The following is a 15131-nucleotide window of genomic DNA, read 5'->3' as shown; positions in this document are numbered from 1 at the left end:
AGCTGTGTATCTTGAAGAAAACCGAAATGGAAGCAAACCTACACTGTACTTGGTGCCAAGAAGAGACCCTCCACAGCATCGTTTATGTGAATGATCAGATGAAAAGCGTTGAGTGTACAGAGTGTCATCAGAAGATCAGTGTGCAAGTCGACATCATGAAGGAATTTTACAAAGAAGTATATGAAAAAATTGCGACAAAGCCGAAGCGGATGACGCAGGAGTATAAGGCGAATCTGAATGGATTTATTTCAAGACTCCCCATCCGGGTTTTAAGTAAGCCATACCGGCTGATGAGATATTTAAACGAATCTTATAAGGTCATTAAGCAATATAAAAAATAAAGCAGAGGCTGTCTTAGCGCTCTGCTTTATTTTGTGTTTTTTTCATGTAGTAATAAATCGGCAGTCCGGCAATGCCGATCAGCATGGAGATCAGGCAGCTTTGCCAATCGGTGATCATGGTGCTGATTAAGACAAAGAAAGAGCCGATAATCGCAATGATCGGTGTGAGCGGGTAAAGTGGTACGCTATAAGTGCGCTTCATTCCCTTGTTTTGTTTTCTTAGCTTAAAGACAGCGAAAAAGGCCATCACATAAAAGATGTAAATCATGAAAATCGAAACCTCTGACAGCTTCTCAGGATTACTGACGATCATAAACACAATGGCAATCAAAATCTGTACAAATACAGCGATCCAAGGTGTTTGAAAAGTAGGATGAATGCGTGAAATGGCTTTGGCAAACGGAATTTGTTTTCGTTCTGCCATTGCAAAAATGACACGCGGGAACGAAAGAACCTTTCCATTCAAACAGCCAAAGATACTAATGATGATTCCGATACTAATAATTTTACCGCCAATGGGACCAAAGAGCATTGTAGCAGCTGTGCTTGTGGCATTTTCACCTAGTTGAACGATTTGATCAGCTGGTAACACATGCAAAAGGGCGATGTTAATAAAGAGATAACATGCTGTGACAATTAAAATACCTCCTGCCATCGCGCGAGGAAGCAGTTTCTCTGGATTTTTCATTTCACCACCAAGCGCTGCAAGCAAAATCCAGCCATCATAGGCGAATAATGTCGCCAAAATTGCTGCGCCGAAGTTCATTTGTGCGATACTCTCATTGACGGCTGTGAAAATATGTTCATTTCCTTTCCATAAGCCAAACACAATAATTGCTGCAATTGGAACAAGCTTTCCAATCGTAGTCAGCCCTTGGACAAAACCGCCGTATTTCGTTCCCATGATGTTGATCACACATAAAAAAAGAACGGTGATAATGCCAATGGTTGTAGCCCATATAGATGAAAGAGAAAATAAATTAGCTAATAATGAACCAAAATAAAGACCAAGAGCACCAATAATCGCTGGCCCGTAAATAATAATTTGCACCCAGCCACATAAGTAGCCCCAAAATTCACCGTATACTTCTTCAAGATAGGCATATAAACCGCCAGTACGTGGGATTTGTGTACCAATTTCAGCGACTGTGAGTCCGCCTGCAAGGGTTAAGATCCCGCCTAACAGCCATGCGAATAAGGCGATGCCTGAGCTTCCTGAATAAGAAAGGACGTTGCCAGGCTTCATAAAAACGCCAGATCCAATAATTGTTCCGATGACAAGAGATAGGGCAAAAAATAAGCCGATGTCTTGTTTTAACGCTGGTTGTTCTTTGTTCATTACACACGACCTCCTGCATCACTTTCGTACGTTACTGTGACATTTATTTTGTTCATTGTAATACGATTTTAGGAAAACAAGAATTAAAAAAATTTTCTGATTTTCGTATTTGTATTTAAAAGTGTTCGTTTATTGGAGATATTAGGATGAATGTTATCTTAAAAACGAACAATATAATAATATTTTCGATTTAATGTTAATTTAATAGGTGAAAGCCGAACATCCAATAAAGATGCAGCCGAATGGTTGACTTTTCTTCTAAAATGACCTATTTTATTCATAAGGATATTATCTTGAATTCGAGATATTTTATAATAGGAGTGAACACAATGAAAAAAAAAATAAATGGGATTCACCACGTATCAGCACTAACAGCAAATGCTCAGAAAAACGTTGATTTCTACCGCCAAATCCTTGGCTTAAAACTGGTGAAAAAAACAGTCAATCAAGATGATCCATCGATGTATCATCTATTTTATGGAGATGAGGTCGCCTCACCTGGTACAGAGCTGACGTTTTTTGAAATACCGATGCTCGCCCGCCGGCTGGACGGAACAAATGCGATCTCACGCACAGGTTTGATTGTCACTTCAGAGGAGGCACTCACCTTTTGGGAAAAGCGCTTTGAAGAAAAAGGTGTAAAGAAAGAAACAGCTTCTTTAAGAGGCGGCAGACCTGCCTTGAAATTTACAGATCCAGAAGGACAGCAGCTGTTTTTGACTGTAGAACCAAGCGTGCAAGATGGAGCGAAGCCGCCAGTGCATGATGAGATTCCTGCTGATTTTGCGATCAGAGGTTTGGGACCAGTAGAATTAACAGTCGCAGAAGCAGATAAAACGATCAGTGTGTTAACGAGCATCCTTGGTTTCACAGAAAAAGCACGTGAACAATCAAATGATGGGGAAATCGTGACGATTTTTGAATCAGGACAGGGCGGAGCTGGAACAGAGATTCATGTCATTGAAAAAGCAGAAGGACCTGCTGAGCGATCTGGCAGAGGGAGTGTTCATCACGTAGCCTTTCGTGTAGCGGACGCAGAAGAGCTTGAAAAATGGCATGATAAAATAGCCAAAGCCGGTTTCACCAACTCTGGTGTTGTAGAACGTTTTTATTTTAAAGCCCTATATTTTAGAGAGCCAAACGGCATTTTGTTTGAAATCTCAACAGACGGTCCGGGATTTACAGTGGATGAAAGCGTGGATGAGCTTGGTGATCAATTAGCACTTCCACCATTTTTAGAGCACAAACGAGCAGAAATTGAACAAAGATTAGTCCCAATCAAGTGAACATGAAAAAAGCAGCTCATAAAAATTGAGCTGCTTTTTTCGTTAAGAGCTGACTTGCTTTGATTCAGATTGTGTTAATGTCACTTGTTTTGTTTCTTCTGTTCCATTACGAACGAGTGTGATGCTGACGGTATCTCCTACTTTTGCATTCGTGTAAAGCTCGTGACGTAATTCACTGCCGGTTGTCACTTTTTTACCATTGATGGCGGTGATGACATCCTCTGTCTTTAATCCAGCTTTGGCAGCAGGTGAGCCAGCAGCGATTTCTTTTACGAACACGCCTTTATCCAGCTGACTGCTTGTCAGTCCAAGCGTTTCCTGCTGATAAGCATCTGGTACTTGTTCGAGATCCAGCATGCTGATACCGATATAAGGTCGTTCGATTTTTCCTTTTGTGAGAAGCTGCTCTGCAATTGGTTTGACATCATTGATTGGGAGCGCAAACCCGATACCTTCCACACCTGTTTCAGAAATTTTCATACTGGTGATCCCCACAACCTTTCCGTCTGTTGTTAAAAGCGGCCCGCCGCTGTTGCCGGGGTTAATGGCGGCATCTGTTTGAATGACATTAATACTGCTTTCGCCAGCTGATGTATCCATAGACACTGTTCGATCGACACCGCTGACAATTCCTTGTGTCACTGTTCTTGATAAATCTTCACCAAGCGGATTTCCGATTGCAATGACGGTTTCTCCTGCACGAAGGGATGAGGAGTCTCCAAGTTCAGCGACTTTTGTAACGCCGTTGCTGCTAATTTCGACGACAGCAAGATCAGTCAGCGGGTCAGAACCGACCACTTTTCCTTCCACCGTCTTGCCATTATGCAAGGAGACTGTTAATTTATTTGCTCCTTCAATCACATGGTTGTTTGTTAATACATAGGCTTTACTGCCCGATTTTTTGAAAATAACCCCTGATCCGGTACCGCTTTCTTGCTCTTGACTGCTGCTGTTTTGATTTTGCTGTGATCCATCAAAAGGTGAGTTCATATCACCAAAATCTGTGGTTGTTTGACTTTGTGTTTGATAGTTTGTAATGCCGACGATGGCTGGTGATACGTTTTCGACCATACTGGAAATACTGCTGGTCGAATTGGATGTTTGTGACGCTGTTGTTTTTGACGAATTTGTACTTGTATCATTTGTCGATACAGCGGCTGTTTTCGTTGACGAATCAGTTGAATGATTTTCTGAATGCTGAGCATATGGAGTTAGAACGTAAACACCTAACGCTAACGTACCGCCCACAATCCCGCTGACAAATGGCTTCAGCCAGCCACTTGGCTTCTTCTGTGTTTTTTTCGGCTGTTCAATCGTTTGTAATTCATAAGAAGTGTGTTTTTCATCTTTGTGTTGTGTCATTAAGATCACTCTCTTTCATCGATTTTTACATGTATGTGTTCAAGATGTTTGACCGTATGTGGTGGATACTGACTTTATCGTAAGAAAAAAGTGTGGGATAAAAATGAAAACATTGTGGGAAATTGTTAAAATAAGTAGTGAATCTAAGCAAAATAGAGGAGATTAAACTGTGGAGACTATTGGAATCATTGGATATGGAAGCATGGCAGATATGATGGTACAAAAATGGCTGGACAAAGGAGTACTTCATGCCAGTCAGTTTATGATCCATACAAGAAGTGAAACGGAGCGGCTGCAACAGCTGAAAGAGAAGAACCAGCATGTCAACATTTGCTCTTTAGATGACATCTCTGCATCATGTGATGTCGTGTTTGTTTGTGTACCACCGCTTGCTGTACTTGATGTCTTAGATCAGCTGAGCCCCGCAAAGACATCTCTTCATATCGTATCAGTGGCAGCGGCTGTCACGTTAGACAAATTAATGCAACATACGAATCAGCCGGTGTCTAGATACATTCCCACTTTGACATCAGCCGTAGGAACGGGTGTATCCCTTGTGGCGCATGGTGAAACCGCTGGGCAGGAGGCGCAAGAACGGCTCCACCGCCTGCTTTCAGCTTTTAGTATCGTCAGGGAAGTGGAAGAGGACCGGTTTGATGCGGCGAGTAATTTGACAAGCTCTTCTCCGGGCTTTATTGCAGCAATCTTTGAAGAAATGGCGAGAGCCGCTGTTCGGAATAGTGAGCTTTCTTTAGAAGAAGCCTATGAATTTTTAACATATGCGCTGCTCGGTACAGGACAAGTTCTTGTTGAACACGGACTGACATTTGCTGAAACGGTGAACAGGGTCGCAACAAAAGGCGGGATTACAGGAGAAGGTGCTGCAGTCATCCAGCAGCAGGCACCGCAAATGTTCGATGACTTGTTTACACAAACGATGAAAAAATATGCGCAGCTAAAATCGCAAATCGATGAAGCAGACAAACACCACTAAAGACATAGCTAGTGGTGTTTTTTCTGTCAAATAAATCCTTTCGCATCAATGCTTTTGACCTGTATTACCTGAGTCTAATTTCCTTATTTTCAGACATTGTATTGAAAAATCAATCAAGTTCTCATATAATTTTTTAGAAAATTTAGAAAAATATACACAAATTTTAAGTTTAATTAAAGGGGGATGGGGATGAAGCTCTATTTATCAGTCGATATGGAGGGAATTACTGGTCTAGCTGATCATACATTTGTTGATAGCCGCCAGCACAATTATGAGCGCGGGAGAAAAATCATGACAGGTGAAGTGAACGCCTGTGTAGAAGCTCTTCTTACACATGGGGCGACCGATATTTTAGTGAATGATAGCCATTCTAAAATGAATAATCTGTTGATTGAAGAATTGCATGAGGAAGCATCTCTCATATCAGGTGATGTAAAGCCTTATTCAATGGTTCAAGGATTAGATCAAACGTATGATGCCGCTGTTTTTTTAGGCTATCATGCAAGGGCATCAATGAAAGGTGTGATGTCTCACAGTATGATTTTTGGTGTCAGACATTTTTACATAAATGATCATCCGATTGGTGAAATGGGCTTTAATGCGTATGTCGCAGGTTATTATGGTGTTCCGGTCATTCTTGTATGCGGAGACGATCAAGCGGCACTTGAAGCAGAAAAGTTAATGCCTGGCGTGAAAACAGTGGCGGTGAAAGAAACCATTTCAAGATCTGCTGTGAAATGCTTAACACCAGCGAAAGTGAGCACCCTCATCTCGCAGCAAGTGGAAGCTGCCATGAAACAAATTCATCAAATGAAGCCGCTCACGCCTCCTGAGCAGCCATTGCTGAAAATCGAGTTTGCCAATTATGGACAAGCCGAATGGGCGAATTTAATGCCGGGTACGGCCATCATTGAAGGGACAACAACGGTGACGTACCAAGCGGAGAATATATTAGAAGCCTACCAAGCGATGCTTGTCATGACAGAGCTTGCCGCACGTACAACATTTTGTTAAGCGAGGGGGAGACAGCAGATGGCCAGCTTTTTGCTCAAGCGTTTGATTGCGATGATTGCCACGATTTTAACCATCACAACTTTAACGTTTATTTTAATGAAGGTCATCCCAGGATCGCCCTTCAATGAAGAACGAAATACAAACGAAACTGTTCAGCGAAACCTCGAAAGCTACTATCACTTAGACGAGCCACTCTATGTTCAATATATGATCTATTTAAAATCCATCGTTACTTTTGATTTTGGTCCTTCCATTAAAAAGCCTTCTGAAAGTGTCAATGATTTATTGGCGAGAGGTTTTCCAGTCTCATTAGAACTTGGTCTTATCTCTATTTTGATTGCTGTCATCTCCGGCATCTTGCTCGGAATCATGGCTGCCCTCCGGCATAATGGCTTGATTGATTATATCGCCATGACGATTGCTGTTTTCGGTATATCCATACCAAACTTTATCTTTGCTACCTTATTAATTCAGCAGCTTGCTGTGAATGTAAAACTCTTTCCTACAGCGATGTGGACAAGTCCAATGCATATGGTGCTTCCTACCATTGCACTGGCGGTAGGTCCAATGGCGATCATTGCCCGATTAACGAGATCGAGCATGATTGAAGTGCTGTCGCAGGACTATATTCGAACTGCAAAAGCAAAAGGACTTTCTCCTTATAAAATTGTGTTTAAACATGCCCTGCGGAATGCACTTTTACCTGTCGTCACGATCCTCGGCACACTTGTCGCAAGTATTTTAACAGGCAGTTTTGTGATTGAAAAAATCTTTGCGATCCCTGGAATGGGAAAATACTTTGTCGAGAGTATTAATAACCGTGACTATCCTGTCATCATGGGAACCACTGTTTTTTACAGCATCATCTTAATTACCCTTCTTTTCATTGTAGATGTGACATATCGTCTGCTTGATCCAAGGATCCAACTGCATCAGAAAGGAGGAAAGGCATGAGCATACACCTTCAGCATGATCAAATGAATCAAGCGCATGAAGTGCCAGATGAATGGTTTGCGCCTAAAGAACAAAAGACATCTGAAGTCCATGCCATTAAAAGACCCTCACTTTCGTATTGGGCAGATACTTGGCGACGGTTAAAACAAAATAAACTCGCTATGTTTAGTTTATCGGTGCTGATTTTTCTTTTCGTCATGGCTGTATTAGGTCCACTTCTTGCGCCGAATAGTGTGACAGAACAGCGGCTTTCTATGCAAAACTTGCCGCCGTCAGCTGCTCACTGGTTTGGAACAGATGAACTTGGACGTGATGTGTTTACACGTACTTGGTACGGCGCACGCATTTCGTTATTTGTGGGCGTGATGGCCGCTCTCATTGATTTTGCAATCGGTGTCATCTATGGCGGTATTGCAGGCTATAAAGGCGGGAAGTATGACCATGTCATGATGCGGATCGTCGAGGTGCTTTACGGTCTGCCGTATTTACTCGTCGTCATTTTATTGATGGTCCTGATGGGGCCTGGGCTTGTCACTATTATTGTGGCGCTCACTGTCACAGGGTGGATCGGGATGGCAAGAATCGTGAGAGGTCAAGTCCTTCAGCTGAAAAGCCAAGAATATGTCCTTGCCTCGAAAACCTTTGGCGCAAAAAGCTTGCGCATCATCCGCAGAAATTTACTGCCGAATACGATGGGACCGATTATTGTGCAGATGACGCTAACTGTACCGACAGCGATTTTTGCTGAAGCATTCTTAAGTTTTCTTGGTTTAGGGATTCAAGCGCCGTTTGCAAGCTGGGGTGTGATGGCCAATGACGCCTTGCCGACAGTGCTGTCAGATAATGGTCACTGGTGGCGTTTATTCTTTCCGGCATTTTTTATTTCGCTGACGATGTTTTGCTTTAATAATTTAGGTGATGGCCTGCAAGATGCGCTTGATCCGAAGATGAAGAGGTGATGGCGTGATGAAAAAAATGCTTCGGATTATCGATCTGCATGTTAGCTTTCGGACATATGGCGGTTCTGTTCAAGCGGTACGCGGGGTGAATGTGGATGTGTATGAAAAAGAAACCCTCGCCATTGTAGGAGAATCAGGCTGCGGAAAAAGTGTGACGTCTCAATGTATCATGCGGCTTCTCCCTGCATATAGCGCACAAGTCGATCAAGGGGAAATTTGGTTTCGCGATCGCAACTTGCTGTCATTATCTGAAAAAGACATGCGAAGCATACGTGGTGTCGATATCTCCATGATTTTTCAAGATCCTATGACGGCACTCAACCCGACACTGACAATTGGAGATCAGCTGATGGAGGCTGCAAAAGTGCATCAGAAGCTGACAAAAAAAGAAGTGAAAGAAGAGGCGCTTCGTATGCTTGATTTGGTGGGGATACCGCAGCCGAAAGAGAGGCTGAAGCAATATCCGCATCAATTCAGCGGCGGCATGAGACAACGGCTCATGATTGCAATGGCTCTTATTTGTGAGCCGAAGGTGCTGATTGCAGATGAACCGACAACTGCACTAGATGTCACCATACAGGCGCAGATTTTAGAACTATTTAAGGAGATTCAGAAAAAAACAGGCGTGACGATTATTTTAATCACACATGACCTAGGGGTCGTAGCACAAGTCGCTGATCGAGTGGCTGTCATGTACGGGGGGAAAATCGTTGAAGTTGGGACAAGGCGAGATATCTTTTACAGTCCGCAGCATCCCTATACAAAAGGGCTGCTGCAATCCGTTCCAAGGCTGGATATGAAAGATGAACTCATTCCTATTGAAGGAAGCCCGCCAGATTTATTTGCCCCGCCAAAAGGATGTCCATATACCGATCGATGTCCGTCTGCGATGAAAGTGTGTGATCATATTATGCCGCATGAAACGCAGCGTTCACCTACACATACAGTACATTGCTGGCTCCAAGATGAACGAGCGAAGCAAACGGTTTTATCTTCAACACAAAGGGGGAGTTTTTCATGAGAAAAACAGGTTGGATTCTCAGTATGTGCTTTATCGCAGTGATGCTGCTTGCAGGATGTACAGCCAATGAGCAAGCAGGCAAAGGATCTTCAAGCAAGGGCGAAGAGAAAGTTTTGACATTAAATAACGAAAACGAACCGACATCATTTGATCCGCCCATTGGTTTTAATAATGTGTCCTGGCAAGGGCTCAATAACTTAATGGAAGGATTAACGAGACTGAATGAGAAGCACGAACCATCTGCTGCCATGGCGGAAAAATGGGACATTTCAAAGGACGGAAAAACGTACACGTTCCATTTAAGGGATGGGATTAAGTGGTCAAATGGTGACCCAGTCAAAGCAAGTGACTTTGAATATGCGTGGAAGCGGCTGCTAGATCCAAAGACGGGCTCTTCTGCGGCATTCTTAGCTTATATGATTGAAGGAGGCGAAGCGTTTAACAGCGGAAAAGGGAAGAAAGAAGATGTAAAAGTCAAGGCTGTTAATGATCAAACGCTAGAGGTCAAGCTAGCATACCCGCAGAAATCTTTCTTAAATATGACCGCAAACCCTGCCTTTTTCCCGGTGAATGAGAAGGTAGCGGAGAAGGACCCGAACTGGGCCAAGGATGCGAAAACCTTTGTCGGTAATGGACCGTTTAAGCTGACAGAGTGGAAGCATGATGAAAGCTTTACAATGGAAAAAAGTGACACGTATTGGGACAAACAAACGGTCAAGCTAGATCAAGTGAAATGGCTCATGATCAGTGACCGAAACACAGATTACCAAATGTATCAATCAGGAGATTTAGATACGGCCTTCGTTCCGGCAGAACAAAGTGAAGACCTGTTAAAAAGCAAAGATGTGCAAATTGAGGATCAAGCAGGGCTGTTTTTTTATCGCCTGAATGTCAACATGGAGCCTTTTGAAAATAAGAACATTCGCAAAGCCTTTCAAATGGCGATCAATCCTCAGGATATTGTAGAGTATGTGACGAAAAATGAAGAGAAGCCAGCACGTGCCTTCGTTTCACCAGGAATTTTAGATTCAAAGGGTGAAGATTTCAGAGAAGCTGGCGGCGATCTTGTCAAACATGATACGAGTGAAGCTGTAAATCTATTAGAAAAAGGGTTGAAAGAAGAGAACTATTCTAAGCTTCCGCCCGTCACATTAACATATAGTACAAAGCCTGAAAATAAGAAAAAAGCAGAAGCCATTCAGCAGCAATTAAAAGAAGCGCTAGGGGTAGATGTGAAGCTTGCAAACATGGAAGCAAATGTGTTTGCAGAAGATCAAAAGGCACTCAAATTCCAATTCTCGCAAAGCTCATTTCTAGCTGACTATGCAGACCCAATCAATTTCTTAGAGAGCTTCCAAACAGGAAATGCGATGAACCGGACAGGCTGGTCAAATGATACGTATGATCAGCTGATCAAAAAGGCGAGTCAAGAAGCAGATGAACAAAAGAGAAATCGTATGCTGCATGATGCCGAGGCACTTCTGATGGAAGAAGCACCGATCATTCCCATTCATTTTTATAACCAAGTCTATTTACAAAAAGAAGGCGTAAAGGGCATTGTCCGTCATCCTGTTGGTTACATTGATTTGAAATGGGCACAGGTAGATGGAGAGTAAATGAAAAAAATGAGAGAACGGGACGCTTTGAAAAAAGCGTCTCAGCGTGTAGACAAACCCTCGCATTCGGTGTCAGTCCTGCGCTTCGGTGCTCACGAATGTCAAATTCGCTCCGCGCCGATGCTCGTCCTTCCTAGGGCTGCAAAGGTTTTCTATCACGCTGAAAAGAAGACAAAGGGTTAAAATAAAGTTCATTTTAACCCTTTGTCAACAATCTGGGACGCTTTGAAAAAAGCGTCTGTTCCTTTATTCGTTCATGTTATGAAGAAGATGCCCATAGATTGAAAGAAACGAAGAGAAAGAGGGGATTGGCATGAACCATCTGCCAGTGGCACTTCAAACAGGAGATACAGTGGGAATCATTGCACCAGCAAGCCCGCCTGATGAGCTGAAATTAGCAAGAGGTATTTCTTTTTTAGAAAGCTTAGGGCTAAAGGTGAAAAAGGGGAAGTATATCGACTCCCGGTATGGTTATTTAGCAGGTCATGATCATGAACGAGTGGAAGATATTCATCACATGTTTCAAGATCCTGACGTGAAGGCAGTGATTTGTGCTTGCGGAGGTTACGGAACAGGAAGAATTGCAGAAGCCATTGATTATGACCTCATTCGCCGGAACCCAAAAATCTTTTGGGGATACAGTGATATTACGTTTTTACATACAGCGATTCAGCAGCAGACGGGTCTTGTGACCTTTCATGGTCCAATGCTCTCCTCTGATGTGGGACTTGAGGAGGTTCATCCGTATACAAAAGATACCTTTTTACAGCTATTCACTCCGAAAGCCTTTTCGTATACGAACCACCTGTCACCTCTTCACACTTTTTATCATGGCACGGCTTCAGGCGAAATCACCGGAGGAAATCTTGCCCTTATCGTCACGACACTTGGTACACCTTTTGAAATTGATACAAAGGGGAAGCTTTTATTGATAGAAGATATTGACGAAGAACCATATAAAATCGATCGAATGATGCAGCACTTAGCATCTGCAGGAAAATTACATGATGCGGCGGGATTTATCATTGGTGATTTTCATCAATGTGAGCCGAAAAAGAAAGAGCAGTCGTTAACGCTCGATCAGCTATGGGAGACGTATATTGTCCCGCAACAGAAACCTGCACTTGGCGGCTTTCGGATCGGTCATTCATCTCCAAATTTCGCCATTCCAATCGGCGTGCAGGCTACATTAGATGCTACAGGGAAAAAACTGCATATTTCCCCAGGTGTTGCAGCGAAAGAGGCGATCAAATGAAAATCGTAGATGTTCGCACATGCAGAACGAGTGTACCGCTAAAGAAGCCTTTCAAAACAGCATTAAGAACGGTGTATGATGCCGCATCTCTTATTGTGATCATCACCTATGATCAAGGTGATGTCAGCTATGGAGAGGCAGTGCCGACATCGGTCATTACAGGTGAAACACTGGAAAGCATTGACTATGCTATTTGCGCTGTGATGAGGCCGATCTTGATTGGGGCCTCATTGTCACAATATGAACAAATCTTTTCAGCGATCGACCGTGTACTTGTAGCAAACACGAGTGCAAAGGCTGCAATAGATATGGCGATTTACGATGGTTTAGCGAAGCAGGCTGGCCTGCCGCTTTATCAATATCTTGGTGGTTATCGTGATCAGCTGGAAACGGATTACACGGTTAGTGTCAACCGTCCGCTAGAAATGGCAGAGGATGCGAAGCAATATGCAGCTGAAGGCTTTCGTACCTTAAAGATCAAAGTGGGAAAAGATGATATAGAGACGGATATTCAGCGGATCAAACGGATTCGAGAAAAAGTCGGGCCGGATATTCAAATCAGGCTTGATGCCAACCAAGGCTGGACATGGAAGGAAGCGGTTGTGGCCATTCGAAAAATGGAGGCATTCGATATTGAACTAGTCGAGCAGCCAGTGCCTAAAGAAGACATCGAGGGTCTGCGCCGGGTGACGGAAGCAACAGACACATTGATTATGGCAGATGAAAGTATTTTTAGCCTCCATGATGCCATCAAGGTGTTAGAAACGAGAAGCTGTGATCTCATCAACTTAAAATTAATGAAAACAGGCGGTATCAAAAAAGCGCTGAAAATCAATAGTTTAGCAGAAGCATACGGCGTCAAGTGCATGGTTGGCAGTATGATCGAGTCAAAACTAGGGATTACCGCAGCCGCTCATCTTGCTGCAAGCCAGCCGAATATTACCCGTTATGATTTTGATGCGCCGCTTATGCTCAAAGAGGACTTAATAGACGGAGGAATTGTCTATCAAGGAAAAGATATTCTCTTTCCACCGCATCATGGATTAGGCATTCAAGGAGTGAAAGGGGTCTTATGATGTTATATGAATCAAAGGTTCCAGTCGCAAATATATGGACAGCTCCGCAGTCGCCGAGAGATATGGATCGACACGTTCTTCAAAGTTCCGTCCAGATCAAAGAATGGATTGATCATCAAACATATGAACAGAAATTGGCCTTATGTGAAGAAAACCTTATTCAAACCCAAGTACTGCTTGGCGAACGAGTCATTGGGCTGGAGGAGACAGATGGCTGGATGAAAGTTGTCATCCCGCAGCAGGCAAGCCGGAAACACCCGCAAGGCTACCCAGGTTATATCCCTGTAGAGCAATTAAATGAAGTATCAGAGAGTGAACCACCTGCTAGTCCCTTGATTGTTTGTCAGAAAAAAGCGGTTTTATATCAAAACGGAACACCGGATATGGAGGTTAGTTTTTTAACAGAACTAGCACCTGTTGAAGAAATGAGCGATTCCTTTGATGTTCTGACTCCAGTAGGAAGAAGAGAAATCAAAAAAGAAGATGTGCGCCGCGCTTCATCACCTTCTTCTATGAGCGGTAAGGATGCCTTAGCCATAGGAAAACAATTTATTGGACTGTCATATTTGTGGGGCGGCATGAGCAGCTATGGCTACGACTGTTCGGGTTTTGTTTACAGTATGTACAAAGCGTGTGGATGTTTATTACCGAGAGACGCAAGTGATCAAGCAGTTCAAGGAACCCCAGTCGCATCAAACCATTTGGCGCCAGGTGATCTCATGTTTTTTGCCAATGACAATGGGAAAGGAGCTGTTCGCCATGTAGGGATGTATGCTGGAGATGGCATGATGCTTCATTCGCCTAAAACGGGCAGACAGATTGAACTCCTTTCTCTTTCTGGTACTTCATATGAACAGGAATGGGCAGGAACAAGGCGGTATTTGAAAGCTGAGAGGGGGAGATGTGATGGGAAGTGAACCACTTCTGCAAGTCAACAACTTAAAAAAGCATTTTCATCTATCGAAAGGAAGAACGTTAAAAGCATTAGATGGTGTCACCTTTCAGCTGAAACAAGGCGAAACCTTTGGTCTTGTTGGTGAGTCAGGCTGCGGTAAATCTACACTTGGAAAAGTACTCATGCGGCTTTATGACCCGACAGAAGGTGAAGCTTTGTATGAAGGGAAAAGTCTCCATCACTTATCGAACCGAGAATCATTTGATTTCAATAGACAAATTCAAATGGTGTTTCAAGATCCGTATTCTTCTTTAAATCCTAGGCTCTCTGTAAAAGATATTATGCTAGAACCGATGGAGATCCACCAATTGTATGGCAGTCAAAAAAAAAGGCTCGAGCGTGTGAAGGAACTGCTTGAAGCGGTGGGGCTAAGTCATGATTTTGCTACACGCTATCCTCACGAATTCAGCGGAGGACAGAGGCAAAGAATAGGGATTGCTAGAGCACTCGCCTTATCGCCAAAGTTTATTGTGGCAGATGAGCCGATTTCTGCACTAGATGTATCCGTTCAAGCTCAGGTCGTGAATTTGCTGAAAAAACTGCAAAAAGAAGAAGGATTGACGTTTTTATTTATTGCCCATGATTTATCGATGGTCAAATATATCAGCGATCGAATTGGTGTCATGTACTTAGGACATCTCGTGGAGATGACGAGCAGTGATGCTTTATATAAAACACCGCTTCATCCATATACACAAGCATTGCTGTCTGCTATCCCGATTCCAGATCCTGATGTGGAAGATAAACGCAAGCGGTTTATTTTAAAGGGAGAAATTCCAAGTCCAGTGAATCCGCCAAGCGGCTGCGTATTTCGGACAAGATGTCCTGCTGCAATGGATGTATGTGCGGACAAAAAGCCAGTATTACAAGCAGTCGAAGAAGGACATGAAGTGGCCTGTCATTTATATGATAGGAAATAGATAGAGGGAAGAAGACAAGCGTTTAAAAAGCCAGCGAGT

General features: G+C 43.2%; 14 protein-coding genes. 12 read left to right on the top strand and 2 right to left on the bottom strand.

Annotation, left to right across the window (positions count from 1 at the left end; genetic code table 11):
- Positions 1–11 precede the first annotated feature (11 nt).
- Complete coding sequence (locus tag KFQ09_RS03420) at positions 12–341, top strand: bh protein (RefSeq protein ID WP_255836023.1); 330 nt, start codon at positions 12–14, stop codon at positions 339–341.
- Between the two features lie 13 nt (positions 342–354).
- Here the strand turns inward: KFQ09_RS03420 and KFQ09_RS03415 are convergent, their stop codons facing one another.
- Positions 355–1680, bottom strand: coding sequence for an APC family permease (locus KFQ09_RS03415; protein ID WP_035392321.1), 1326 nt, complete (start codon positions 1678–1680; stop codon positions 355–357).
- Between the two features lie 329 nt (positions 1681–2009).
- On the opposite strand from KFQ09_RS03415, the gene KFQ09_RS03410 reads away from it, so the two are divergent.
- Positions 2010–2966: a ring-cleaving dioxygenase gene (locus KFQ09_RS03410; RefSeq protein ID WP_255836022.1), complete on the top strand. Its 957-nt coding sequence runs from the start codon at positions 2010–2012 to the stop codon at positions 2964–2966.
- Positions 2967–3008: 42 nt separating this feature from the next.
- On the opposite strand, the gene KFQ09_RS03405 is transcribed toward KFQ09_RS03410, so the two are convergent.
- Positions 3009–4328 (bottom strand): S1C family serine protease, encoded by a 1320-nt coding sequence (locus KFQ09_RS03405; protein WP_255836021.1) that lies wholly within the window; start codon positions 4326–4328, stop codon positions 3009–3011.
- Positions 4329–4497: 169 nt separating this feature from the next.
- Here KFQ09_RS03405 and proG point away from each other — a divergent pair, with 169 nt between their 5' ends.
- From proG to KFQ09_RS03355, 10 genes are all read left to right on the top strand, one after another.
- Positions 4498–5322: a pyrroline-5-carboxylate reductase ProG gene (gene proG, locus KFQ09_RS03400; protein ID WP_061418776.1), complete on the top strand. Its 825-nt coding sequence runs from the start codon at positions 4498–4500 to the stop codon at positions 5320–5322.
- 189 nt (positions 5323–5511) lie between these two features.
- Positions 5512–6336, top strand: coding sequence for a M55 family metallopeptidase (locus KFQ09_RS03395; protein WP_249670256.1), 825 nt, complete (start codon positions 5512–5514; stop codon positions 6334–6336).
- Between the two features lie 18 nt (positions 6337–6354).
- The gene (locus KFQ09_RS03390) at positions 6355–7290 is read left to right on the top strand and encodes an ABC transporter permease (RefSeq protein ID WP_008346233.1); all 936 of its coding nucleotides are present in this window, start codon (positions 6355–6357) and stop codon (positions 7288–7290) included.
- Entirely contained in the window at positions 7287–8249 is a 963-nt protein-coding gene (locus KFQ09_RS03385) for an ABC transporter permease (protein WP_008346230.1), read from the top strand. Before KFQ09_RS03390 ends, KFQ09_RS03385 begins: the two co-directional genes overlap by 4 nt.
- A 7-nt stretch (positions 8250–8256) precedes the next feature.
- Entirely contained in the window at positions 8257–9270 is a 1014-nt protein-coding gene (locus KFQ09_RS03380) for an ABC transporter ATP-binding protein (protein WP_255836020.1), read from the top strand.
- Positions 9267–10886, top strand: coding sequence for a peptide ABC transporter substrate-binding protein (locus KFQ09_RS03375; RefSeq protein ID WP_255836019.1), 1620 nt, complete (start codon positions 9267–9269; stop codon positions 10884–10886). Before KFQ09_RS03380 ends, KFQ09_RS03375 begins: the two co-directional genes overlap by 4 nt.
- A gap of 313 nt (positions 10887–11199) precedes the next feature.
- Positions 11200–12141: a S66 peptidase family protein gene (locus tag KFQ09_RS03370; protein ID WP_017367085.1), complete on the top strand. Its 942-nt coding sequence runs from the start codon at positions 11200–11202 to the stop codon at positions 12139–12141.
- Entirely contained in the window at positions 12138–13217 is a 1080-nt protein-coding gene (locus KFQ09_RS03365; protein ID WP_202734546.1) for a dipeptide epimerase, read from the top strand. The genes KFQ09_RS03370 and KFQ09_RS03365 overlap by 4 nt, the downstream gene beginning before the upstream one ends.
- Positions 13217–14134 carry a C40 family peptidase gene (locus KFQ09_RS03360; RefSeq protein WP_008346219.1) on the top strand — a complete coding sequence of 306 codons (918 nt, stop codon included), beginning with the start codon at positions 13217–13219 and terminating at the stop codon, positions 14132–14134. Before KFQ09_RS03365 ends, KFQ09_RS03360 begins: the two co-directional genes overlap by 1 nt.
- On the top strand, positions 14124–15092 hold the full coding sequence (locus KFQ09_RS03355) for an ABC transporter ATP-binding protein (RefSeq protein ID WP_008346217.1): 969 nt from the start codon (positions 14124–14126) through the stop codon (positions 15090–15092). The genes KFQ09_RS03360 and KFQ09_RS03355 overlap by 11 nt, the downstream gene beginning before the upstream one ends.
- The last annotated feature ends 39 nt before the right edge of the window (positions 15093–15131 follow it).

The sequence above is a fragment of the Bacillus sp. FS02 genome, assembly GCF_024398395.1.
GTDB lineage: Bacteria > Bacillota > Bacilli > Bacillales > Bacillaceae > Bacillus > Bacillus altitudinis.
The sequence above is the reverse complement of the archived record's forward strand: the minus strand, read 5'-3'. Positions and strand labels throughout refer to the sequence as shown.

Coding starts and splice junctions, on each gene's coding strand:
- KFQ09_RS03415 (WP_035392321.1), bottom strand. CDS start 1,680: ATGAACAAAGAACAACCAGCGTTAAAACAAGACATCGGCTTATTTTTT.
- KFQ09_RS03410 (WP_255836022.1), top strand. CDS start 2,010: ATGAAAAAAAAAATAAATGGGATTCACCACGTATCAGCACTAACAGCA.
- KFQ09_RS03405 (WP_255836021.1), bottom strand. CDS start 4,328: ATGACACAACACAAAGATGAAAAACACACTTCTTATGAATTACAAACG.
- KFQ09_RS03395 (WP_249670256.1), top strand. CDS start 5,512: ATGAAGCTCTATTTATCAGTCGATATGGAGGGAATTACTGGTCTAGCT.
- KFQ09_RS03390 (WP_008346233.1), top strand. CDS start 6,355: ATGGCCAGCTTTTTGCTCAAGCGTTTGATTGCGATGATTGCCACGATT.
- KFQ09_RS03385 (WP_008346230.1), top strand. CDS start 7,287: ATGAGCATACACCTTCAGCATGATCAAATGAATCAAGCGCATGAAGTG.
- KFQ09_RS03380 (WP_255836020.1), top strand. CDS start 8,257: ATGAAAAAAATGCTTCGGATTATCGATCTGCATGTTAGCTTTCGGACA.
- KFQ09_RS03375 (WP_255836019.1), top strand. CDS start 9,267: ATGAGAAAAACAGGTTGGATTCTCAGTATGTGCTTTATCGCAGTGATG.
- KFQ09_RS03370 (WP_017367085.1), top strand. CDS start 11,200: ATGAACCATCTGCCAGTGGCACTTCAAACAGGAGATACAGTGGGAATC.
- KFQ09_RS03365 (WP_202734546.1), top strand. CDS start 12,138: ATGAAAATCGTAGATGTTCGCACATGCAGAACGAGTGTACCGCTAAAG.
- KFQ09_RS03360 (WP_008346219.1), top strand. CDS start 13,217: ATGTTATATGAATCAAAGGTTCCAGTCGCAAATATATGGACAGCTCCG.
- KFQ09_RS03355 (WP_008346217.1), top strand. CDS start 14,124: ATGGGAAGTGAACCACTTCTGCAAGTCAACAACTTAAAAAAGCATTTT.